Source organism: Bacillus sp. BHET2 (assembly GCF_005938125.1).
In the GTDB taxonomy this organism is placed as follows: Bacteria; Bacillota; Bacilli; order Bacillales; family Bacillaceae_B; genus Rossellomorea.
Window position 1 is genome coordinate 47416 of the sequence record NZ_VCQN01000006.1, and the last position, 22567, is coordinate 69982.

The 22567-nt window shown below is 40.5% G+C and carries 19 protein-coding genes and 2 riboswitches; of the genes, 6 read left to right on the forward strand and 13 right to left on the reverse strand.

Translation table 11 applies throughout. The features are described 5' to 3' along the window. The first annotated feature begins 292 nt into the window (after window positions 1-292). The 3 genes from FGG79_RS18835 (at window position 293) to FGG79_RS18845 (ending at window position 3666) form a co-directional block, all read left to right on the forward strand. Window positions 293-1726, forward strand: a complete 1434-nt coding sequence (locus FGG79_RS18835) for an alanine/glycine:cation symporter family protein (protein ID WP_138781198.1) — start codon at window positions 293-295, stop codon at window positions 1724-1726. Window positions 1727-1876: 150 nt separating this feature from the next. Continuing rightward, window positions 1877-3325: a cardiolipin synthase gene (gene cls, locus FGG79_RS18840; RefSeq protein ID WP_138781200.1), complete on the forward strand. Its 1449-nt coding sequence runs from the start codon at window positions 1877-1879 to the stop codon at window positions 3323-3325. A gap of 83 nt (window positions 3326-3408) precedes the next feature. Then, complete coding sequence (locus FGG79_RS18845; protein WP_138781202.1) at window positions 3409-3666, forward strand: YpbS family protein; 258 nt, start codon at window positions 3409-3411, stop codon at window positions 3664-3666. Window positions 3667-3786: 120 nt separating this feature from the next. Here the strand turns inward: FGG79_RS18845 and FGG79_RS18850 are convergent, their stop codons facing one another. The 3 genes from FGG79_RS18850 to FGG79_RS18860 all read right to left on the reverse strand — a co-directional run bounded on the left by FGG79_RS18850 (window position 3787) and on the right by FGG79_RS18860 (window position 6176). Then, window positions 3787-4059, reverse strand: a complete 273-nt coding sequence (locus tag FGG79_RS18850) for a DUF2187 family protein (protein WP_138781205.1) — start codon at window positions 4057-4059, stop codon at window positions 3787-3789. Between the two features lie 197 nt (window positions 4060-4256). After that, window positions 4257-4847, reverse strand: a complete 591-nt coding sequence (locus FGG79_RS18855) for a hypothetical protein (protein ID WP_138781207.1) — start codon at window positions 4845-4847, stop codon at window positions 4257-4259. A gap of 156 nt (window positions 4848-5003) precedes the next feature. Then, a complete protein-coding gene (locus tag FGG79_RS18860) occupies window positions 5004-6176 on the reverse strand; it encodes an MFS transporter (protein ID WP_481747294.1) in 1173 nt (390 codons plus the stop codon). A 208-nt stretch (window positions 6177-6384) separates the two neighbouring features. Then, a riboswitch (SAM riboswitch) is annotated at window positions 6385-6489 on the forward strand. 102 nt (window positions 6490-6591) lie between these two features. Between FGG79_RS18860 and FGG79_RS18865 the strand changes: the two genes are divergently transcribed. Continuing rightward, complete coding sequence (locus tag FGG79_RS18865) at window positions 6592-7908, forward strand: Na+/H+ antiporter NhaC family protein (RefSeq protein WP_138781211.1); 1317 nt, start codon at window positions 6592-6594, stop codon at window positions 7906-7908. Window positions 7909-8155: 247 nt separating this feature from the next. On the opposite strand, the gene FGG79_RS18870 is transcribed toward FGG79_RS18865, so the two are convergent. The 6 genes from FGG79_RS18870 to FGG79_RS18895 form a co-directional block, all read right to left on the reverse strand. Continuing rightward, complete coding sequence (locus FGG79_RS18870; RefSeq protein ID WP_138781213.1) at window positions 8156-8911, reverse strand: (S)-benzoin forming benzil reductase; 756 nt, start codon at window positions 8909-8911, stop codon at window positions 8156-8158. 111 nt (window positions 8912-9022) lie between these two features. Beyond that, entirely contained in the window at window positions 9023-9808 is a 786-nt protein-coding gene (locus FGG79_RS18875; RefSeq protein ID WP_138781215.1) for a divergent polysaccharide deacetylase family protein, read from the reverse strand. A gap of 65 nt (window positions 9809-9873) precedes the next feature. Continuing rightward, complete coding sequence (locus FGG79_RS18880) at window positions 9874-10335, reverse strand: helix-hairpin-helix domain-containing protein (protein WP_138781217.1); 462 nt, start codon at window positions 10333-10335, stop codon at window positions 9874-9876. Window positions 10336-10347: 12 nt separating this feature from the next. Further along, a complete protein-coding gene (locus FGG79_RS18885; RefSeq protein WP_138781219.1) occupies window positions 10348-12327 on the reverse strand; it encodes an ABC transporter permease subunit in 1980 nt (659 codons plus the stop codon). A gap of 133 nt (window positions 12328-12460) precedes the next feature. Further along, window positions 12461-13171 (reverse strand): EAL domain-containing protein, encoded by a 711-nt coding sequence (locus FGG79_RS18890; protein WP_138781221.1) that lies wholly within the window; start codon window positions 13169-13171, stop codon window positions 12461-12463. 72 nt (window positions 13172-13243) lie between these two features. Then, window positions 13244-13324: riboswitch (cyclic di-GMP riboswitch) on the reverse strand. Between the two features lie 106 nt (window positions 13325-13430). Continuing rightward, window positions 13431-14015, reverse strand: coding sequence for a DNA-3-methyladenine glycosylase (locus FGG79_RS18895; protein ID WP_138781277.1), 585 nt, complete (start codon window positions 14013-14015; stop codon window positions 13431-13433). Between the two features lie 511 nt (window positions 14016-14526). Between FGG79_RS18895 and liaG the strand changes: the two genes are divergently transcribed. Next, window positions 14527-15390 carry a LiaG family protein gene (gene liaG, locus FGG79_RS18900; protein WP_138781223.1) on the forward strand — a complete coding sequence of 288 codons (864 nt, stop codon included), beginning with the start codon at window positions 14527-14529 and terminating at the stop codon, window positions 15388-15390. 33 nt (window positions 15391-15423) lie between these two features. Here the strand turns inward: liaG and FGG79_RS18905 are convergent, their stop codons facing one another. From FGG79_RS18905 to FGG79_RS18915, 3 genes are all read right to left on the reverse strand, one after another. Next, window positions 15424-16119 (reverse strand): YqcI/YcgG family protein, encoded by a 696-nt coding sequence (locus FGG79_RS18905; RefSeq protein ID WP_240794333.1) that lies wholly within the window; start codon window positions 16117-16119, stop codon window positions 15424-15426. 200 nt (window positions 16120-16319) lie between these two features. After that, window positions 16320-18503 (reverse strand): FUSC family protein, encoded by a 2184-nt coding sequence (locus tag FGG79_RS18910; protein WP_138781227.1) that lies wholly within the window; start codon window positions 18501-18503, stop codon window positions 16320-16322. A gap of 33 nt (window positions 18504-18536) precedes the next feature. Continuing rightward, window positions 18537-18773, reverse strand: coding sequence for a hypothetical protein (locus FGG79_RS18915; RefSeq protein WP_138781229.1), 237 nt, complete (start codon window positions 18771-18773; stop codon window positions 18537-18539). 91 nt (window positions 18774-18864) lie between these two features. On the opposite strand from FGG79_RS18915, the gene FGG79_RS18920 reads away from it, so the two are divergent. Then, the gene (locus FGG79_RS18920; RefSeq protein ID WP_138781230.1) at window positions 18865-20370 is read left to right on the forward strand and encodes a M1 family metallopeptidase; all 1506 of its coding nucleotides are present in this window, start codon (window positions 18865-18867) and stop codon (window positions 20368-20370) included. Between the two features lie 863 nt (window positions 20371-21233). On the opposite strand, the gene FGG79_RS18925 is transcribed toward FGG79_RS18920, so the two are convergent. Continuing rightward, entirely contained in the window at window positions 21234-22343 is a 1110-nt protein-coding gene (locus FGG79_RS18925; RefSeq protein ID WP_138781232.1) for a PIN domain-containing protein, read from the reverse strand. Between the last annotated feature and the right edge of the window lie 224 nt (window positions 22344-22567).

The window sequence follows — 22567 nt, forward strand, 5'->3', positions numbered from 1 at the left end:
CTAATAATTTGTACATACCGTAGTCCCTCTTATTAATTTCCACTTGATCAGTGAACTATTTAGGTTGAATAGTTGTTATTTCAATAGAACAAAGTATATTATTTCAGAATAACTTTACAGGCCAATCCTTTAGACCTCACCCTGTAAAGAAATCCTTTATTACTATGATAAAATAGTTCGACTTTCTAAATAACAACTGGTAATAATTTAATATTCAGATAATAACTTGACTTTTATTTTAAATTTTCAGATAATGTTAACATAACCGACACAACATTCACAGGAGGTTAACATGGACATTTTAAATAATTTAGTCAGTGGAGCAAATTCAATATTATGGGGATATGTGCTGATTGGTCTCCTCATCATTTTAGGATTGTATTTCACAATTGGATCAAAGTTTGTTCAAATCCGCCATTTAGGGGAAATGTTCAGGCTTTTAGGCGACAAAGATGTGGTCGAGTCTGAAGGGGAAAAATCAATCTCTTCTTTGCAAGCTTTCTTTATCGGAGCAGGTACTCGAATTGGTACAGGTAATTTAGCGGGAGTCGCCATTGCCTTAGCAATTGGGGGACCTGGAGCGGTCTTCTGGATGTGGCTTGTAGCCATTCTTGGAGGAGCCAGTGCCTTTGTCGAAAGTACATTGGCCCAAATTTATAAAGAAAAAGATACGATAGGATTTAAAGGTGGCCCCGGCTATTATATGAAGAAACAACTGGGGAAACCATGGATGAGTTCGATTTTTGCTGTAACGATCATTCTCTCATTTGGGACAACCTTTAATGCGGTGCAAAGTAACACCATCGCAACTGCCTTTAGTAATTCATTTGGAATTAATACATTTGTAATTGGAATCGTTTTAGCTGGTTTGACTGCCCTTATTATATTTGGTGGCGTCAAACGTATCGCCAACTTTTCTTCTTTCATCGTACCAATCATGGCCGGTTTTTATATTGTATTGGCATTATATGTAGTCATTACGAATATTACTGAAATGCCAGGCGTCATCGCACTTATTTTCAAAAGTGCCTTTGGCTTTGAACAAGTGGTCGGTGGTGGGATTGGTGCCGCGATCATGAATGGAGTAAAGCGTGGACTATTCTCTAATGAAGCCGGTATGGGTAGTGCACCTAATGCTGCCGCTACCGCTTCGGTTTCCCACCCTGTTAAACAAGGGTTCATTCAAGCGCTTGGTGTATTCTTTGATACTTTACTCGTATGTTCTGCAACGGCGTTCATCATTCTGACGTCAGATGCATACGGATCAGGATTGACAGGGATTGAACTATCTCAGGCAGCCATGTCTGAACACTTCAATTCATGGGCTGGGATCTTCCTGGCAATTGCGATCTTTACATTCGCCTTTAGCTCCATCATTGGTAGTTATTATTACGGAGAAGCCAACCTCCCATTCATTAATAAGAGCAAGACCGGACTATTGGTCTACCGTTGCATTGCCTTAGGGATGGTCATCTTCGGATCGGTTGCAAGTCTGGATATTGTCTGGAGCTTAGCTGATCTCTCCATGGCACTGATGGCGTTAACGAACCTTATCGCGATTGGTATATTGGCACCGATTGCTTTCAAAGCCTTAAATAATTATATGGAGCAACGGCGTCAAGGATTGGATCCAGTATTTTTCGCAGACGACATACCTGGTCTAAAAGGAGTCGAAAGCTGGCCTATGCGTGAAAAAGAAATTCGTAAAAAAGCAGTAAATGAATAACTCATCGTATACTAGCGAGAAGTTTACGATCAATAAAAAAGAGAAGCTAACCCCCTGTCTATTTGGCGGTTAGCTTCTTTGTCATTTTTTTCAATTCGATTCTCAGGTATACTACTTATAGAAAGCTAGCTAAAGGAGTCTTACATACTTATGAGTATTCTATCCACCCTTCTAGGAGTATTGTTTATTCTTAACCTGGCCCTTGCTGCCGTGATCATATTCCTGGAACGGAAAGATGTCGGGGCAACATGGGCATGGCTCATGGTTCTTTTTTTCATACCGCTACTCGGCTTTATCCTTTATTTAGTCTTTGGTCAGAACTTAAGCAGAAAACGATTATTCGACTGGGACGATATGAAGAAGATCGGGATTGAAAATCTGATTCAAAAGCAGATACATTCCCTTAAGGAACACCGCTTCCCGTTTAAAAATGAGACGTCTTCCCGCTATCAGGACCTTATTTATATGCACCTGATGAATAATGATGCTCTATTGACCCAGGACAATGACGTCACATTGTTTACTCATGGAGAAGATAAGTTCGCTTCCTTATTAGATGACCTTGACGCAGCAACGGATCATATTCACATTCAGTACTATATTTTCAAAAAGGATCATTTGGGTAAGAAAATCCTGGAGAAACTCACCGAGAAATCCCGACAAGGTGTTAAGATACGGGTTTTATATGATGAAATGGGATCTCGCCGGACAAGAAGAGGATTCTTTAAGGAACTTCTTGCTGCCGGCGGAGAAGTGGAGGTCTTTTTCCCTTCGAAAATTCCTTTTGTCAATCTTCGCCTCAATTACCGCAACCACCGAAAGTTGGTTATTATTGATGGGAAGGTCGGTTATGTTGGTGGCTTTAACATTGGAGATGAATATTTAGGTTTGAATCCTAAGTTCGGTTATTGGCGTGATACTCATCTGAGGATCACGGGCAGCTCTTCCCTTGCCATGCAAACCCGTTTCATTCTCGATTGGAATCAGGCAAGCCGGTCTAAGAAAATCGCTTATAACTTGCGATACTTTCCCATTTCTGACTTCACTGGACAAGCCGGAGTACAAATTGTAACATGTGGTCCAGACTCTGAATGGGAGCAGATTAAAAACGGTTATATTAAAATGATTTCTTCTGCGAAAAAATCAATCTATATACAAACCCCCTATTTCATCCCGGATGTCAGCCTGCTTGATTCATTGCGGATCGCTTCCCTTACGGGGGTGGATGTACGTATTATGATTCCAAATAAGCCTGATCATCTATTTGTTTATTGGGCGACGTATTCCTATATTGGGGAGTTGCTGAAAGCAGGTGTGAAGATCTATATTTATGAGAATGGATTTATTCATGCGAAAACCATTGTCGTAGATGAAGCGATTTCTTCTGTCGGCACAGCCAATATTGATGTGAGAAGCTTTCGTCTGAACTTTGAGGTCAACGCCTTCTTATATGATCAGGCGCTTTCTATGGACCTGAGCTCGGCGTTTACAGATGACATGAAGAAGAGTAGGGAATTAACGCTGGACGATTATCTGGAAAGACCTGTGATGATTAAAGTGAAGGAATCGATTTCAAGGCTGCTGTCTCCGATCTTATAGAAGTGATCATTGGACATTGCCATAGGGTATAGAGAAAGGCATAATAGAAGAATATTGGGTCAAAGATAGAGAGGAATGAAATCATGAGTGTTCATAAAGAAATTTCCAAGCATTCAAACAAACAAAATCAGCTTGTTCAGCAGTTTATGGCATTGGATGAGCAAAGAGAAAAAGCGATCGATGAAGCGGTTCAGCTTTGTTCAGCTGGGAAGCCGTTTACAACGGATCTCATTAACCACGTCACAAACGATATCAATGCTCTTGCCCGCCAAGGGGTCGTTCCACAAAGAAAGTTGGTCACTCCTGAAATGGTCAAGGAATATGTAGAGAAATCAATCTAAACAAACCATGCGCTGCAAAAAAGCACCTTTTTCAAAATTCCATACATTAATAAGGACCCTGAGACATCTCTCCATTTGCATGGTGGGTGTCTCAGGGTCCTATTCTTTGAAGTCGAATTATCAGGCTTTTAATGCGCTATTCCACCCATCATATACGAATACAGGTTGTATATCATTTTCAGCTCGTTCAATCACGACATAATTTTTGTGAGCAACTACGGTTTGATCATCCGGAAGATCCAACTTCTTCGCAAACTCATTATCCATCTTCACGATGACGGTATTCTCCCTAAGGGTCGTGACCACACCGTTGATGACATGTTTTTTTCTCTTAAACTGGATAGTATCTCCCAGGTTGGCATTTTCCTTTGAATACACGAATGTATTTTCCATTTTAAAGTCCCCTTTTTTAATAATGTAAGTGTTTTTATTTTTTATAATTGAAAGAATTTTCTAATAATATTATTTTAACTTGTTTTAACAAAAATTTCAATAAGTGACTTACTTTTTTGTACCACAATTTCAGATTGTTAAAACCTATTTTAGATACTTTTTTTGTCGAAGGATGTTCTCAACTTCTTTTGGTGTCTTTATTCAGATGTTCGATTGGTTACCATGACTTTAAACACAAACGCTTTGTCCGCCTGCAGGATGCCCCCTGACGGCTTACCTTCCTCGTCAAGAGTTACGCCTGAAATTCCACCCTTATTCGTTCCGGCAATCGCGTAAAGGTATACGGGCTTATTGTGTTCAAACATGACTTTTTCTGTCTGAAGGCTTCCGAATGTATAGCCGCTAGCTTCAAAGTCTTCCAGCATGGTAAATGTTCCACCTTCACTGCCATGAATAAACCTGATCTCTCCTTTATCTGAATCAAACCCAAAGGATAAGAGAGAATCCTTGAAATGATCCTGGATTTGATTGGATGAAAAAGGCTCGTCGCTCACTTTTTTACCATGTTCATATACTTCTATTGTTTTTAGAAGATCATCAGCCTTTCCAACCTCTCCATTAAGCTCAAAATACTGAATTCCCTCAATCCCTGTAAACACAATCAACTCTTTTTCGTGTTTATTTACCTCATATGGTTCTATCGTAAGTTCTGTTGTTTTCAGTTGTTCAGATGTACAACCAGTCGATAGAAGAAAGATTCCAATTATGAAAAGCCAAGTATACTTCACCCTGTCATCACCTGCTAATCATTTCCTTTAATTAACATTATACACCATACTAGCAAAACTCTGTTAAATTTTCAAAATATTTAAACATCATCTCTCCTATAAAATAAAAAAACGCCTAAGAGAGTATCTTCTCTTTAGACGCTTTGTACTATTTTCCTAATAGGCAAGTGCATTCTTCTTTTCTTCCTTCATAAGAACAAAGCAGAGGAAAATCCCTAATAGGGATAGGATTGCGAAGAATAAGTACACCGTGTAGATGGAGTACGTTTCATAGATAAATCCGCCTACAAAGGTACTGAACCAATTCCCCAACCCGTTTCCGATTGCTGAATAGACGGTAACCGCGGTTGCCGTAATATGGGACGGTGTAATTTCTTTAATATAACGCAAGCCTGCAGGAATGAATAATCCGATGGCAAGACCTTGCATCACCGCTGACGAGTAAACTAGCCATAGACTTGGTTCGGTAAAGTAAAAGAGCCAGCGAAGCATAGAAGCCGCTCCTGCTAACGCTGCCACCGACAAGAGACCAAATTTATCAATCCATCCCCCAGCTACCCTCATGAAAGGAACTTCCGATAGAACAGCGATTAAGAACGCAAGGCCGATTCCTGCATACGTTCCACCTGAATCTTCAACAAACAGCCCAAAATATACATTGTTTGCTAAATTGGGACCGAATACTAAAAATGTGACGGCCAAAAAGATCAGGAACTTCTTCATTGTGAATAATTCCTTCATCCCGGCTTTTAAATCAAGCTTTGCTGCCGCTCGTTCTTTAGGAAAACGAAATGAGAGGAATCCGGATAACACTAAACAAATAAAGAAAGAGTAAAAAATGATCGTTGGACCGATGAAACCTTCTGAGAGCCTACCCATGATAAATACAGCGATACCAAATCCCAATGATCCGAATAGGCGGATATTTCCGTAGTTATACCGTACTTTGCTTGTATACTTCAGACTAATACTATCTGAAACAGGGATGATCGCACTTTGGAAAATGGCGACCAAAACAGCTACGATAAGTAGACCAAGATAAAAGTCCATAAACAAATAACCAAGTGCAAAGATCCCAGCTATTAAAGAGGTTAAACCTAGGACCAATGTGGGACGGTTGGTCGTGTCGCTCACCATTCCCCATATGGGCTGGAAGAAGATCATCATAATCGGACCAACAGACATGATCGTTCCAATCTGATAGCCATTCAACCCAACACTTTCACTTAAATACACACTAAGTAAAGGATATAAACTACCAACCCCGAAGAAGGTTAATAAATAAAAACCTTGTAACGTAAAAATTTGATTTCGCACATTTCTTTCCACTACCGTATCCCCCATGATGTTTTTGTCTATCTTATAGTAGACCTTGAAACTGCAATTGTCTATGAGTATTTGCCTGATTATGGATAAAGACCTACTCCGTCATAGTGGGTATTGTCTGAGAATTATCAGAAAATTTTTCCGTTTGACTTTTTCAATTAAACCCTTTAAAGTATGGAAGTATATTTTAAATCAACTAAATACGATATTCTTCTTATCCAGAGAGACGGAGGGACTGGCCCTACGATGTCTCGGCAGCGGACTCCACTTGAGTGCTGTGCCACATCCAGCAAGCATCATGCTTGAAAGATAAGAGGAGTGTTTCTTTCGATTGAAACCTCTTCTTATGTTGGAAGAGGTTTTTTGTTTGGTTTATTCGAATGCTATTCATAAGAATGATTACAAAGGAGTGTTAAATATGAATCAAGAAAAAGGAAATTTATTGGCATTACTGCCCTTAATCATATTTGTTTCTCTGTTCCTAGGAGCAGGCATTATTTCAGGAGACTTTTATGCATTTCCAGTACTCGTATCGATTATTATTGCAGCAGTTGTAGCTTTAGTGATGAACCGCAAAGAAACGTTAACCGCCAAAATTGAGCGATTCGCTAAAGGAGCCGGGCACCCTGATATTATGATCATGGTTTTCATCTTCTTATTAGCAGGCGCCTTTTCAGGGGTCGCTGAAAAGATGGGAGCCGTTGACGCCACCGTCAATTTTGCTCTTTCGGTGCTTCCTGGTAATCTCCTCATCGTTGGATTATTCATGATCGCCGCGTTCATTTCGTTATCCATGGGAACATCGATGGGGACAATTGCTGCCCTTGCGCCAATCGGTGTCGGAATTAGTTCAGGAACAGATATTTCAATGCCCCTTGCCATGGCGACCGTCATTGGAGGAGCGATGTTCGGGGATAACTTATCATTCATCTCAGATACGACAATTGCAGCCGTTCGTACACAGAAAACGGAGATGAAGGATAAATTCAAAGTCAATTTCTTTATTGTCTTACCTGCCGCCATCGTCACAATGGTGATTCTGTTCGTCCTTACAATGGGAAATCAATCATCTGTCGGGGCGGAAGGCTTCAATTGGATTAAAATCCTGCCTTACCTTGGCGTCATTATTGCCGCTCTTGCAGGGTTAAACGTGTTCGCTGTTCTGTTTGGAGGAATCCTGTTAGCTGGTATCATCGGATTCCTTGATGGAAGCTTTACACCATCCAGTTATTTCGGGAGTGTAGCCGAGGGAATGACAGGCATGGCAGAGATCGTGATTCTTTCAATTCTCATCGGGGGTGTGGTTGAACTGATTCGTCATAACGGTGGAATTCAGGCTATCCTATATCATGCCACACGCAGGATCAAGTCTCCTCAGGGAGCACAGCTTGCTACCGCAGGGCTAGTCAGTTCCACTAATCTTTGTACAGCCAATAATACCATTTCGATTATTATTGCAGGACCACTTGCCAAAACACTTAGTAACCAGTATGGAGTGGATGCACGTAAATCTGCAAGTATCCTTGATATTTTCTCTTGCGCCGTTCAAGGGCTGATCCCATACGGAGCACAGGCACTGTTAGTGGCTGAAGTTGCAGGCATATCACCTGTCAGCATTATTCCATATGCCTTCTACCCTGTATTGATAGCGATTTGCGGCTTGATTGCGATTCAGTTTGCCTTGCCGAAATTCACTCGAAAATCCGCAGCTAAGATTGATCCCGTTCAATCTTAATCATTAATGTTAGAGAGACTCTTCCTTTGTGGAGTGTCTCTCTTTTTTTTGATGTGGATGATGTGTGAATGATGAAAAATCACCATTTTTCCTATGCTCTTTTTTATAATTTGGAACGATTTCAATCGTGGTGGGGCACTTTCGCCCTTTGTTGTGCCGAATATTGATATCAATCATCCTGATGGTTAATCAAACGGTGTTGCTCACTAAAAAAAGCAGATTCCTCAGAAAGGAACCTGCTCTCGTCTTATAATAGATCATTCACATGATATAGCTTTCCGCTTTCGATGTCGCTTTCAGTTATGAGCTTCAATAGGGCATCGGCGACAGTATCCGTACTACGAAGCATCCCCTCTTCTTTGTAACGCTGGAAGGATTCAACGTCAGCGAAGGCCTCCTTGGATGACGATCGGATTTCACCCTGCATATCCGTATCCATCACCCCTGGACTGAAGGCAATGACCTGATGGCGGCTATGCTTTTTGGAAAGCTCTAAACTAACCGTCTCTGTCAGCATATTCACTCCCGCCTTTGTCGCGCAATAAGTGCTCCATCCATAAACGGGACGGCTGCCTGCACCGGAACTGATGTTGATCATAATCATTTTCGTTTCTGAGCCCTGTGCTGCTTTTAACATCTCATTCGTCGCAATCATCGGAGATAGCAGATTCACATTCACACTCGTTTCAAGTGCATGATTTTCCACCTGACCTGATGGATTGATTGGCGTCACCACACCTGCATTTTGAACAACATATAAGATATCAGGTTTATGTGCAAAGGTCTTTTCCCCCACCTCACGGAAAACTTCTTCTGTTTGTCCGGATTGAGAAAGGTCGCACGGAAAGAATTCATACGGCAGGTCTTTTTCCTCGGCTAGTTTAATTAACCGTTCATTATCGGAACGGGATATATTCATAACCCCTATGCCCTTTTCTAGATAGAGTTTGGCAATCGATTCGCCTAAACCTCTTGTTGCTCCTGTCACAATTGCATAATCCATATCGAATCATCTCCTTCTTACCTACTGATTATAATGGAGAGTTATCTTTTTACAAAAAATTAAGCATTAGTTTAACAGAAGATTTACAAATAAAGAGTCTACTTTGTTCAATTAAGGCATACTCTCATCAATCAGATGATATTCGGGAATAAGATCAGACAGCGGGACAATAGAGGCTTTTTTCTCATAGAGAGGCAGAAACTCTTTTAACATAGTCGCCACCTTGATTCCTGTAACTCCTACATGGCCGATGGCGATTGTCGCGTTATCACTGTCTAATTCTCTTGAAAGAAGTCTTGCTTGCTTCCCTATATGCTGAATGGTGTATACGTCATCAAAGAATAATTCGTTTTCAAGATAGGGAACGCCTAATTCTTTCGATAGCCTTGGGATCACACTCTTCCCCGTTGTCTTACTATCCAGGTAAAATAATCCTTTCTCTTTGCAGGTGTCGAGGACAATCCTCATGACCCGCTCATCTGCCGTAGCCTTTGATCCCATATGATGATTGACTCCTACTGCATAGGGTACTTCCTCGATCGCCTGCTCTACCCTCTTTCTGATTTCGCCATTTGACAGAGAGGTGGTAATCGCCCCGGGTCCAAGCCAGCTCGCTTTCCCAGATATCGGTTCCATTGGAAGATGAACGATGACCTCATGACCCTTTTGATGGGCTTTTTCAGCATCTTCACGGGTAGTTGGCAGAAAAGGCATGACTGCTATCGTCAACGTGACAGGAAGGTTCAGAATTTCTGCTGTTCCTTTCATATCATTTCCTAAATCATCGATCACAATGGCGAGCTCATGATGATGGGCGGGGAGAGGAAGGATATTTCTAGCTGATACTGATGACACAAACGAACAAGCCATCACGATACAAATGAACAGGATTCTCATCTTTCAACACTCCTTTTTTCTTTAGGATGTCCATTTCGGGGAGGATATACGAATGAGGTCCGTCCCTAATGATCCCATGCTTTGGTGGGACGGTCGCTTGGGTAGCCGTGGGTTTGGCGGTGGGTTTTGCGTTGTGCGGTGAAGTCCCACCAATTTTTGGTGCTTGTTGGGTGGTTTGCGTGGTGGACGACGCATCTGAGTGAGTCTTCTACGCAGGGATCCATCCATACGCCGTATTTCTTTTCTAAGAGGATAATGAGTTCCTCTCCCTTTTCATCTTTTATGTCTTCATAGGTGTAGTACCCAAGATCTGCTACGACATTATGCGCCATATTCGGCCCGATAGATGGGATTTGTTGAAAGATGGACATACCGACTAAGTAACGTGCTCTTTCTATTGAAACACCCAGTTTATCACTTAGATGTTTCGGTGGGAGTTCATGGATATTACCCAGTTTAATTTTCTCTTTACGAAGTGCCGATCTTTCCTCATCTGTCAGTGGTAATTTAGGGCTCTTTCTACTCATTCTCGCATCTCCTCATCCTTTAAAGGTGTGCTGGTGTATTAACTTGAAGTCTTCAACCGCTGGACTGTACGTTTTTTTCTTTATTAATGAATGTTTCTTCTTTATTGGCTTATTGCTAACAAGGACCCCTACTTTCGTTTGTTGTATTTCCTTCACACCTTGAACGATAAGCTGCATGGCAATGATTGAGATCATAAAGGCCACTAAAGGGGCAATGACGATCCAATACTTACCGGTCATAAGGGAATCCTTCGTGGAGCTAATCAACCCCGACCATTCAAATGTACCAGATTTCGGAGGATCGGGTAGTAACCCACCCTTGATAATGGTACCTCCCAAAAAGAGGTGAAATAATCCCAGATGGACAAGGACTAGAAGGGTTTGGATAAATTGCTGTCCCCATATAATGAATAATCTTGGAGCGAGATGAGGGAATAGATGAGTCCAGAGCAGGTGCTTATTACTCCCACCTAGGAGCTTCGCAGAAAGGACGAAATCCTGTTTTCCCAATAGCTTAAGCTCATTTCCGATTAATACTGTCGTTAATGGAAGTACCAGGATTGTTAACACGACTGCTTCAAACACTAAGCGTTCAAACATGGAATGATCCCATCCAAGAACCGGGAATCCCCATAGTACAGGCCTTAATAGAAGATACGCAATCAGACTTAAGGGCAGAAAATGAATAGAATCAACCAAGCGGTCAAGCCAGTTCTTCCTTGTCTCTTTCAGGTGAAAATGGTACACAATACCAAGATAGAATCCACCGATTACCCTCATTGACGCCACGACTAAAGCGAACAAAAGGGTATACTTCGCCCCAACGATAAGTTGGTCGAGGATGCTATAACCAAAGAAATCCGACCCCAAGATCATTTCTCCAAAGGGTTTATGCGGAGGTGCACTAATGATTCGCCCCTCATCATTTTTCATGAAATTGATATGTTTAACCGGCTCTTCCTTCACCCATGAATAGAGGAAACTAGTCACAATCAAGATGAAGATCACGCTAAAGCCGATGGCAAACTTCCCATTGTGCATATGCTGCCACCATAACCGTTTAATAGTAGAGAGCCAACCCCAAATTTTCCACTCATTCCACTTTGTTTTATCTTTCTTGTATTTGGAGTGATCTTCGCTACTTTCGTGATTAATCCAAAGGTATACACCTTGATATACCACGAAAAAAGGCGTGTAGATCATAATTAATGAAATGGCAATCACCATAGGTCGGAAATCATGAACAATATAATAAGTGATCCCTTTCATATTAAAAATCGTTTCAATGATAAATAGACTTGATAACATTCCCCATATGATCAACTTGCCATGAGAAAAAAGGCTCGGAGAAATATTTTTCATGACATGGGAAAAGAGAATTCTGCCTTTAGACATTCCCTTACTTTGGGCAAATTCAATATGAGGCTTCAGCAACTCTTCCTCCATGATGAAAAGCATAATACGGAAGAATGAGATCATGGGGATGATGGATAGAGTGATCATTGGAGCAAGAAATACCTTTTCCTCCCCAAACTCGGTAAAGTTCATGAGTTCTACACCGAAATATTTAAACACATAGACAATCAGAAGCTGGAGCATGAAAGCAACCATTAAATCTGGGACTGTCTCAAAGAGATTTAATACTTTCTTAAGAGCGGATGTCAGCGGGCGTGGTAAAAATACGGTGAAAATGGTAAGGATAAAGGCGATTCCAAGCCCAATGCCCAAAGCTCCACCTATGATCTGAAGTGAATACAAATATGGTCCCCAAAGGATGTCCAGAAAATCGACAGTAACTCCCTTATAAGAGTAACTCCAACTTTCCCCATCCATAAACACAAAGATAAACTTGATAAATCCCTCAATGTACCCTACAAAATTGTATAACCCCTTTTCTCTGAATACTTCCGGCGCGATACTCACGGCTAAGATCCCAATCAGACCAAGAATATAGTAGAAAATAAATTTGATCGGAAACACGAAAAACTTCATTGATTCCTTCCCCCTTTTTTTCCCTTTTCCACAGTTTAATGGAAATGTTAAAATTTTTCAATTTTATTTCAAATCTGACAATTACATGACAAAAAAGAGTGACTCACTATGTTTCTGAGTCACTCTTCCCCATTTACGCCAATAACTGACTTGGCCTGCCTAAATAAAAGCCTTGGCCGATGGTAATGCCGATGTCCTTTGCCACTTGCATATCCTGTTCAGTCTCAATTCCTTCTAAGACAATCACGGTATCACTGCCATAAAATTTACTAAAAAAGGAAAGGAATCGTTGTTTCTTTGTATCTTGGGCTAAATTCATCGCAAAATAGCGGTCAAGTTTAATGATTTCAGGTTCATACTCAATGGATTTCTTGATAGAGGATGTTCCTTGCCCGAAATCATCGATCGCATACCACACACCAAACTGTTTGAGCTCTGAAAGGGAACTTTTCAACAATGGATTCTGCCACAATTCTTCAGCACTTGATTCATTGATTTCCAATACAAGGCGTCCCTCTATGTCAGGATGCTTCTTCATGAGGTTATAGAAATAAGTGTGAAAACTGGGGTGCAGAATTGTCGTAATATAAATGTTCAGGAATAATTTACAGTCCTTGAGACCATTCTTCGAAAAGTTTTCCAGAGCTTTTGATATGGATAAGGTATCAAGCTTATAGAGAATATTTGCTTTCATGGCCGATTGAAATACACTTTCTGGATTTTCGTTATACTTGTTTCGTAACAAACCTTCATAAGCATAGAGGGTTCGATGTTCACCCATCTGATATAAAGGCTGAAAATCATGATAGATTAAGTCATTTTGAAAAATAGTAAAGATGTTCATAGGACCCCTATACTCTCTCTTTATTTTTTGACATTTTCTATAAAAAAACCACACAAAAACGCATTATGTGCGTTCGTATGTGGTCGGTTGCGCTACTAGCTCCCCTAAGTGTAAGCGCCCAACTATCATTTAGGTTCAAAGCTCCCATTCGAATTGTCATTTTCTGAAGATATTTGTCTTATAAGAAAAATATACCACATATATAGTACTTATGGTGTGTATTTTATCCAACTTATTAGAAAATTCTCAAATAATAGCTTTATTTCGATACATATGGGCTGTCTTTTATCCAAAATCTCCATGGATAATCCTTTGCTTCTCCCGTATTATCAATCCCTACCCGTTTTCCAGTTGCAATCTTTTCTGGTTTATAACCCTTGGTGATCATTAAGGGTGGCTCTAAGAAGCTTCCCCCATAATCCTCCATGGTAATCCCTAACGCTTTCGTCAGTTTCCCAGGGCCACTTGTCCAATTTCTCTTTACATGTCCCGATCTTCTGTTTGCCATAAGCTCCAATCCCTCAAGAGGTTCAACCGCTCTAATGAGGATTGCTTCAGGTTTCTCCTGTTCTCCACTCACTACGTTCACCAAACAGTGGGTATGCATGACATATGTATAAATTCGTCCGGCTTCATGAAACATCACTTCCGTCCGTTTTGTTCTTCTATTTCCATAGCTGTGGGCCGCTCTGTCTTCTGGCCCTAAGTAAGCTTCGGTCTCTACAATATAACCAGAAGCAACTCCCTCTTTCGTTTCTTTCACCAACACACAGCCTAACAATTCCTTAGCGAGCTCCAATGTAGGCTGTTCGTAAAAGCCTGGGGGCATAGGGGTATGGTTCATTAAATTCACTCCTTGAATGTTGTTTTTAGTTAATCTCCACCTCTCATGTACGGTATACCCAATCCGAACCAAAATAAATCGATTCCCTTCAGCTTGGAAGGAAGAAAACCTTTATTCCCAAGTCCTCACCCTATTTTTAACAGGATAAAGAACTCTTCATGAGTACATATTAAAGACTGATAAAAGCCTTCTCTCATTATGCAATCAACAATATTGGAGTAGGAACTGCGAAGGATTCAAGCCAAGGGATTTATTGGACTCAAATGTTTATTGGAAAGTAAAGTTTGGACCGGACCCAACACTATTGGGCCGGTCTATTTATATTTCCCTCCTACTGTAAACCCATCGATTTCTTTATTTTTCTTTGTACCAGTCATTCCTATTCCTTCTAAGGCTTACCATACTACGCCTCTGGTCTGACTGTAAAATAATCCTATGGCTCATTGCGGGGACCCTTCGCCTGAATTACAATAATACTATAAAATGGAAAAATCCAAAGTGAGGGATTAAAATGAAAAATGCCTTTGCCGTCATCATTGCTCTCTTGGCATTAGGGACACTCTACTTTATTCTGAATGACAATACGTCTTTATTTGCGGAAGAAAGTCGGTCAGGAGATCGGATCGAAGTGACCAAGAAGATCGACCATATCGATTTAAATATGGAAAGCAGCAACACTGAAGTGATCCCCACGGACCAAAATGAAGTCAAGGTTGAAATGAAAGGAAAGGGAACTCTGACTTTAACGCAACAAGGGGAAACGATTGAAGTAGCGGTCAAGCATAAATGGTATGAATGGGTGGGATTCAATCGTACCTCAAACGTAACCGTGTACATCCCTAAAGAGTATGAACGGAGCATGGGAATCGACATTGGATCTGGCAACCTGGTCATGGCGGGAGAATCGAAAGCAATGAGAATGAAGCTTGATAAATTAGTGGTGGAAATGGGTTCCGGGGACATGGAACTTGCAAACCTTGAGACAAATGTGTTCTCGCATGATGGTTCTTCCGGGAACATGATCGTAAATGCTCTCTCAACAAAAGAAGGGAACGTGGAAATCAGCTCTGGAGATGTGAAATTAACGAATTATGAAGGTCCATTGAAAGGGGACTTATCCTCAGGGGAATTGACGGTCTCTATGACTGCCCTAAAGGGGGATCTGAACTTTGATGTCAGCTCCGGGGGAGTGAACCTGGATTTACCGGAAGATGCAAGCTTCAAACTGAATGGGAATGCAAGCAGCGGAGACATTTCCTGCAATCTTCCTTTACAGAATCAGAAGATAGACAATGGGGACATATGGGGAGTGGCCGGGTCTGGTAAATATACTATCAATGTTTCCGTTTCAAGTGGGAATGTGGATATTTATTAAGTTAGAGGGTGTCAGGCACTGCCTGACACCCTCTTATTTATGATGAAATGGACATTTCCCCTCAATCGGTTCCACATCATCCCCGATAAAGTATTGTTTCCATTCCCGGTGGTCAGGGTCTCCATAATGACTGATATTCGGGTGCTTAGGCAGACCATCCCACTTCTCTACCCGTTCCCTTACTTTTTCCCTGGACATGATGCCACCCTTTGACGTTCCTTCCAATCCTTCAAAAATCCTTCTTGGCTGAAATCCAAGTACCAGGCTATTCCCAAGATCCCTCGTCTTTCTCTGTTTATACGCAGGGGCATTTCCAAATACAAAAAACGGCTCTTCGGCAAAGGAAAATGCCCATAGATGATGATCCGGATCTTCAGGGTAATCGTCTGGCCAAGGCAACTCATCTTCATGATGAAGATACTGCAGTATCCGCCAAAAATATTCTCTGTAGTGAGGGATCGACCTCTCCTCTTCTTCCGGCTCTACAAATAAGAAAAAACCGTGGCGAATCAACCGCTCCCCATCTTTTATATCAAACAAATCGATAAACGCTTGAATCGTTTGAGGCAGATGCTCCCAATTATCATGACTGATATAGGAATAACGGAGTTCCCCTTTTTTCTCTCCGGTCATCCCGAAGTAACATGGAAACGATCGATCTGTTACAACGTTATGAAAATTCTCATATTCATTGATTACCCATTTGGGAACAATCTCAGGGTCTTTCATTTGTTCTTTTGTCAGTAATAGGCTTTCTGCTGCCACTTCTTCCACCTCGCGATTATGTAGATGGTATGTTTTTCCCAAAATGAAAGCCCATAAAACCATTTCAGCCTGAATAGTAAAAATATGTTAGAAAGCAACAATTTTTGTGAAAAGATTCTTTTCACAAGTACCCAGCCTAAAAAAAGGGTAAAGCGAAATCCGCTTTACCCTTTTTTTACCTCACTTCCTAATTCCTCACCAAGTGCCACAATTGATTGATTGATCTTCCACACATAGTAAAAGTGATGGATGAGATCCACCTGTGATTTACGCCAGCTCGGGGCAAGCGTTTCGATTCTTTCCCGCTCCCCGCTCAAGCTCCACATGAACTGTTTGCCTTCATTTCCTTTTACCAGCTTCCGAAGTGTTTCGATGTTATGGGTGATTTTCTCATCCGTTTCACGAAACGCATGACGCAGTTCTTCCGAAGCCTTAACTGGGGCCTTTCGATGAGAAGACGCCAGTAGATGTTTTGCATAATAATTTATGGCAGTTACGACGGTGATCCACCGACCGATCCCCGATCTCGTCAGGGAGCCGGGTCTTTGCAGAAGTGACTGGGCCTCATCCTTCATTGCCTGCATCTTCTGATCTAATTCGAATGCCTGATCAGTCAATGGCTTATCTTTTAATACGATAAAGGTACCAATATAAGAAGAAACGTAGCCTTTAAGGTCAGCAAAGAAGTCATCAAAGCTATCCGCCACCTTGTCTTTCGTTTTCTTAGGAAACACGAATGCCGAGACCGTCAATGCAATCACAGCACCTGCAATTGTATCAATGACACGTGCCCCCATTAACTGCATGCTGATCCCACCCAGCAGGAGGTCATACATGAATGCAATCAACATTGTAATGAACAAACTCATTAGCGTATAGGAGACTGTAAAGAGATAAAAAGCCAAGAACAAAACGACAAATAAAAGGATGACTTCCAGCTGAGAATGGCCGGATACGAGATCGGCTGCACCGAATCCTAGTATCGCACCAATCACAGTCCCAATCGACCGTTGGAAAGCCTTAATATACGTTCTCCCTACAGTTTCTGTTCCAATTTGGATAATAAAGGTCGTTAATAATACCCAGTAAGGTTGTGCGGGAGCAATTAACTCTCCAACAATAATCGCCAATGTCCCTGCTACCAATGCCTGAATCGCTTTACGGGTAGCGGGTTTTAAACTCTTGGTTTCTTCCTGAGTATCCTCTTTTTCCTCATCCTCCGACTCGTTCGGGCTCTCTACTGGTATCTCTTTGTATTCTGAAACCTTCAGTGATTCTTGAATCGTGATGGCTGCCTCCAGCACATGATTCGCAATCGACTCGATTCGTCTTAGAAGATATACCCATCCTTGAGGCTTCTCTTCCTGATTGAGTACTTCTGATAATAGCAAGCGAAGAGCTTGAATTGCTGTTTCAGCTTCTTCAAGGGAACGAGGATCATAATCCTGTGCCAATACTTCGGCATCTCGTAGGGAATGGAGAACCCAAACTAACAAGCGCCGGAGCTCCATTACCTCTAACGCTTCCAAGTCCTTCAGCCTCTTCAAAGAATCCGTCAACGTCTGAATAAGCATTTCTGTGTCAAAGACATATAGTCGCAGCTGGGAAGCCTCGATACCTGGCCATAGCTTCTTTAAATCATTTTCATTGATATCACCAGCTACACTTCTTGCATACTCATTCAACCTTCTTACATTCCGGTCCAACAGCTTCCTTCGCTTATTGCTCGTTTCTGGGTCTTCAATCATTTTCATCAAGATGGTAAACGTCAGGTTAGATTGAATGTGAAACGATCGCATACTTCGTCTTAACATATGGACCGAATCCTTAAAGATAATAAAGTTATAAAGGAACGCATATACAACACCAATGACGATCCCAAGGTAGAACCATTCCAAGTGTGCTACATCAAGCTGTAGAATCGAAGATATATATATGGACATAAACCCTGCCATTCCCATGGAAAAATAGCGGATGGCAAAGCGAGAGAAGTAAAATGCACTAAAAATCATCCCTACAAGTAACCCATTCACTACGAGACTGTATTGAGCAAAGGCAGATCCTAATGTTATCCCGATTGCTACTGTGACACCAATCAACGGTGTCGTAACCTTCTTTTTAGCGGTAGTATCATCCATGACCACGAAAATTCCAAGCATACCCACCATACCCGACACAATGGCAGGTGTAATGGAGGGATGATGAAAATACTTCAAAAAGAAAAGCATTGTAAACACAGCTGATACTAAACTAATCGTTGCCTTACCCGCTTGCTGAAATCTTTTTCTGCCGGGATCAGACGCAAGTAGCCTCCCCAGCCATATATGCTGTCTATGTAAATGCTTCATAACTTATCATACCCTTACTTTTTTCGCCGTATTTCATTCTCTTTTATCGTACCCTTTCCAATAAAAAAGTAACCTGGACTGCCGGAGCAGCAGGTTACTCTTATTCGCTGGTGCACGAAGAGAACTGAATCTATTTGTATGATTATAAGGGTTTTGCTTGATTGGGTAAAGGAAAGTGCTCGGACAAGCTCTCCCTTTATGGGCCATTTCACACATTTCTTCCATTCGGCACCCTGCTTCCTTTTCCAATAATTGAGAAAATAGTATCAAGGGATACCTACCCTCCTCCCCGAATCCTTTAAGTAGCACAGAAGTTCCAGTAAATGTCTATTGGGTTTGTGAAACTTATAGGAGGGATTGGATGAATAGTAAACGTATAACCAAACGAATCATGATGGGGGCAGCTGCAGCAATCATTACCCTGGGGGTTGCTTTCCCCGTTTCTGCAAGTGGTAAAGATCTCTCAAAGCCAGACCATAAAGGAGCTTATATCCCATCTGAAATACCAGATTTGTCAGAGCTCCCATCTCAGCCATTCACGATGAAGGCTCAGAAGAAAAACGAACACGCCCTTGGACCTGCGAAACCGGCCTACACCATTGATGTGGACTATAATGCCACCACCCATAAAGCGGTCGGTACGTTGGAAGTTTCGTTCAAAAATAACATAAAGAATAACCTGAGCGAATTGTACTTCAACCTATGGGGTAATGCCGATGTCTTCAAGGAAAATGGCGGCGGAATGGAAGTATCCGATGTCAGAGTAAATGGAGAAGACTCACCTTTTGAAGTGAATGACACAGCGCTACATATCATGGAGATAGCACTTGCTAAGAATAAAAAAGCAACAGTCAGCATGGATTTTGAAGTGAGCTTACCCGAACAGCAGGATCGATTCGGCTGGTATGGGGATACGGTCTCTATGGGAAACTGGTTTCCTATCCTGGCAGTTTACGATGATGAGGGCTGGAATGTGGACCCTTACTACCCTTACGGTGAATCTTTCTATTCACTATCAGGGAAATATGATGTGACGATTACAACCGATAAAAATCAAGTAATTGCCGCTACCGGTGAAGAAATCGTAAAGCCGAAGATTTCAGGTGAGAAGGCGACCCATCGTTATAAAGCCACGAATGTACGTGATTTTGCCTTGGAAATGAATCCAAACTATCGGACCATTTCCTCTAAAATCAATAACATCAAAATCAACGTCTATTATTCAGAAAAACACTCCAAATATGCTGCGGCCTTACTCGAATCCGGAGAAGAAAGCATCAAGCTCTTCAGCGAGAAATTCGGGAAGTACCCTTGGCCGGAATTGGATATCGTGACAATGGAAGGCTGGTTCGGAGGGATGGAATATCCTCAGCTTGTCATGATCAGTCTTGCAGGAGATCGCCCCCTCGATTGGGCTAAATCAGTCAATGCACATGAAATCGGCCACCAATGGTTCTATGGCATCATAGGGAATAACGAATATGATGAACCATGGCTCGACGAATCCTTTGCAAGCTTCGCTGCTGCTTTATACGACGGGGAATTGGATTCTCTGGAAGTGGATCCAATTGAAGATTCCTATTACCATCTATCAAGCCAGATTGCTGATTTTACATCAAGAGCCGATGATGGTGGAATTGGCGCTTATTATTATATGATTTACAATTATGGCTCCAGTACCTTGAACGATTTGCGGGAGCTGCTTGGAGATGACGCATTTTACTCCGCGATGCAAACTTATTTCAAACAACAGAAATTCGGCATTTCTACCACCCATACGTTTATTTCATCTATGGAGAAATCAACAGGTAGAGATTTGATGCCGTTCTTTAGGGACCATAGAGTTTTGCTTTCTGATCAGGAATAAAAAATGAATAGAGAATTCCGGGTTAGACCATCAATGGTCTAACCCGGTTTAGGGTAAAAACAATAATTGGGATGAACTCATTCTAATTAAAAGAATAATGATAGACGTTTCAATACTAGGAGGACAAAATTGTAAGGAAGTGTAAGGCATAATGTATGCCCAATTACAAAAAAACCTTGATATAGTTGATTTACAACTATATCAAGGAATGTTCACTTACAAAAAAGTCCTTTACTTATTAGTTAGTAAAACAAACAAAACACCGTTCTGTAAAGAACGGTGTTTAAAAAAAAGTTATATACTTATTATCCATATTTTTCAATCCCACGATAAATAAGTGACAAAAATGTTCTATACTCATTTACTACCATGTTTGAATTTTAAGCTTTTCTTTAATAACTCAATTGCACTTTCTACTTTAGCAGAATTGATTGCATCAGATTTTCTATTTGTAAAATTTGATTTACATATTTATATATTTTTTTATCTCTTTCTACAAATGACTCAATTTCATTTTTTTTCATAAATTCTCTTTGTTTGGAAATGGAAGTAGGTGGGGATTTTAGTTTTTCTTGTCCAATACTATTCACTGTTGTCCCTGACTTAGAGTATTTATTAAAAGTTTATTATGGGCAACCACATACCAAAGGAAATATATAGTAAATCCCGGAAATTGTTCTTTAATCTATTTCTTATTTAACATCATTTAGCAAGGAAAGGTTTTCTACTCTGGATTCTGTGGAAACATTCTCGGCGATACTAGAGGTCTCACGATTCCCCTATAAATTTTGATCTTATAAAAAGTTTGATCATTTCAGTTTGTGATTCTTATTTCATTAAAGCTCCCGATCATAGTAAATCGGTTAGAAATGAATTGTTGGATCTACCCTTGCTGCCCTAAATATACCAATCCCCTCAAATTGTAAATTTATCATAGATTTGTTCTTTTCGAGTGTAAAGGAAAATGGTTGTTTTAACCCTAATGAAAATGGTATGTCCTCATAAATTGTTTCATCATCAAATTTGTGTACTTCTTGAATTGTACAGTCAGCCTCTATAATCAATTCACCTGAAACAATAATTTCCTCTGCTATAATTTTTATGTTAAAGTCCTGAATTCCCCTTATATCTATGCTGTCAAGATTTGGTTCACCATTATAGTTCATACCATCTAAGTTAATACGATTCAATGAAGATATGTAGTCAGAACTTAGTGAGTATATTTGGGTAAACAGTCCATTGAAACTGGATTCTTTAAAATATCCAAGAACAAAGTTCTCATCAATATTATTTTCGTCAATCCACTCTTGTATTTTTAGTTCTTTCTCTTGTTTTTCTTTTATATATAGTTGTATTTTCCGGTCTTCTTGTGCAAGTTTCATTAACGTGAAAAAAGGCTTAAACTTGGTTGAATCCTTGAGTAAATCTGTGTGTATATTTTCTTTTTTATCATCGAAAAAATCTGATACATTCTCAGTAATAAAATAACAATCAGACAAATCATTTTGTTCGGTGTAGTTCGCATAAGTTAACCATGTTGCTGCATCTCGGAACTCAGATTTATTCTCCTTAAACGGCATTATTCGATTTACAGCTCTATCTATTAGGTCAGGTAAAATGCTATCAGGACAAGATAAGATATGTAATATGCCTTCTTCTTGTAGTTCTGAATAAAACGATTCGAAGTCCTTCAATAAGCTCTTCACATTTTGTTCTATCTCTGCTCTAGCATCCACACCTGTTTCAAAATATCCCCTTTTATAATTTTGTAATTTGCTTTGTGCTTTATTTAGGTTTTCTAAATTTTCTTTAACATTTTTTGTGAAATGTCTTTTGGTTTCTTTATAGACAATTTCAGACATATAAAAGTTTAACTCTTTATAATCTCTAGCTAACTTTAATAAATTCCGGTTGTAATTCCTTTTGAAAAATGGGTCTGAAAAGGTAACAGTAGTATCTAAAAATATATTCATGGTTATCCTCACTTAATAAAAAGGTTCTTTAATTGATCATAAACTAATCTTTATTTATATAAATAGTATCATAATTAAAAGGAGCAATAATAATATTTCTTATTCAACAATTTGGCTCGATAACGAAAGAAAGAAAATATCCGGAAATGCTACCTGATCTTGAGCACATGCTACGTTATCAGGGATAAGGATTAAGTATTACTCCTCATACAACCAATCTATTG

Coding starts and splice junctions, on each gene's coding strand:
- FGG79_RS18865 (WP_138781211.1), top strand. CDS start 6,592: ATGAATCAAGAAAAAGGAAATTTATTGGCATTACTGCCCTTAATCATA.
- FGG79_RS18845 (WP_138781202.1), top strand. CDS start 3,409: ATGAGTGTTCATAAAGAAATTTCCAAGCATTCAAACAAACAAAATCAG.
- FGG79_RS18835 (WP_138781198.1), top strand. CDS start 293: ATGGACATTTTAAATAATTTAGTCAGTGGAGCAAATTCAATATTATGG.
- FGG79_RS18885 (WP_138781219.1), bottom strand. CDS start 12,327: ATGAAGTTTTTCGTGTTTCCGATCAAATTTATTTTCTACTATATTCTT.
- FGG79_RS18850 (WP_138781205.1), bottom strand. CDS start 4,059: ATGGAAAATACATTCGTGTATTCAAAGGAAAATGCCAACCTGGGAGAT.
- liaG (WP_138781223.1), top strand. CDS start 14,527: ATGAAAAATGCCTTTGCCGTCATCATTGCTCTCTTGGCATTAGGGACA.
- FGG79_RS18890 (WP_138781221.1), bottom strand. CDS start 13,171: ATGAACATCTTTACTATTTTTCAAAATGACTTAATCTATCATGATTTT.
- FGG79_RS18920 (WP_138781230.1), top strand. CDS start 18,865: ATGAATAGTAAACGTATAACCAAACGAATCATGATGGGGGCAGCTGCA.
- FGG79_RS18905 (WP_240794333.1), bottom strand. CDS start 16,119: ATGAAAGACCCTGAGATTGTTCCCAAATGGGTAATCAATGAATATGAG.
- FGG79_RS18910 (WP_138781227.1), bottom strand. CDS start 18,503: ATGAAGCATTTACATAGACAGCATATATGGCTGGGGAGGCTACTTGCG.
- FGG79_RS18875 (WP_138781215.1), bottom strand. CDS start 9,808: ATGAGAATCCTGTTCATTTGTATCGTGATGGCTTGTTCGTTTGTGTCA.
- FGG79_RS18895 (WP_138781277.1), bottom strand. CDS start 14,015: ATGAACCATACCCCTATGCCCCCAGGCTTTTACGAACAGCCTACATTG.
- FGG79_RS18880 (WP_138781217.1), bottom strand. CDS start 10,335: ATGAGTAGAAAGAGCCCTAAATTACCACTGACAGATGAGGAAAGATCG.
- FGG79_RS18870 (WP_138781213.1), bottom strand. CDS start 8,911: ATGGATTATGCAATTGTGACAGGAGCAACAAGAGGTTTAGGCGAATCG.
- cls (WP_138781200.1), top strand. CDS start 1,877: ATGAGTATTCTATCCACCCTTCTAGGAGTATTGTTTATTCTTAACCTG.
- FGG79_RS18925 (WP_138781232.1), bottom strand. CDS start 22,343: ATGAATATATTTTTAGATACTACTGTTACCTTTTCAGACCCATTTTTC.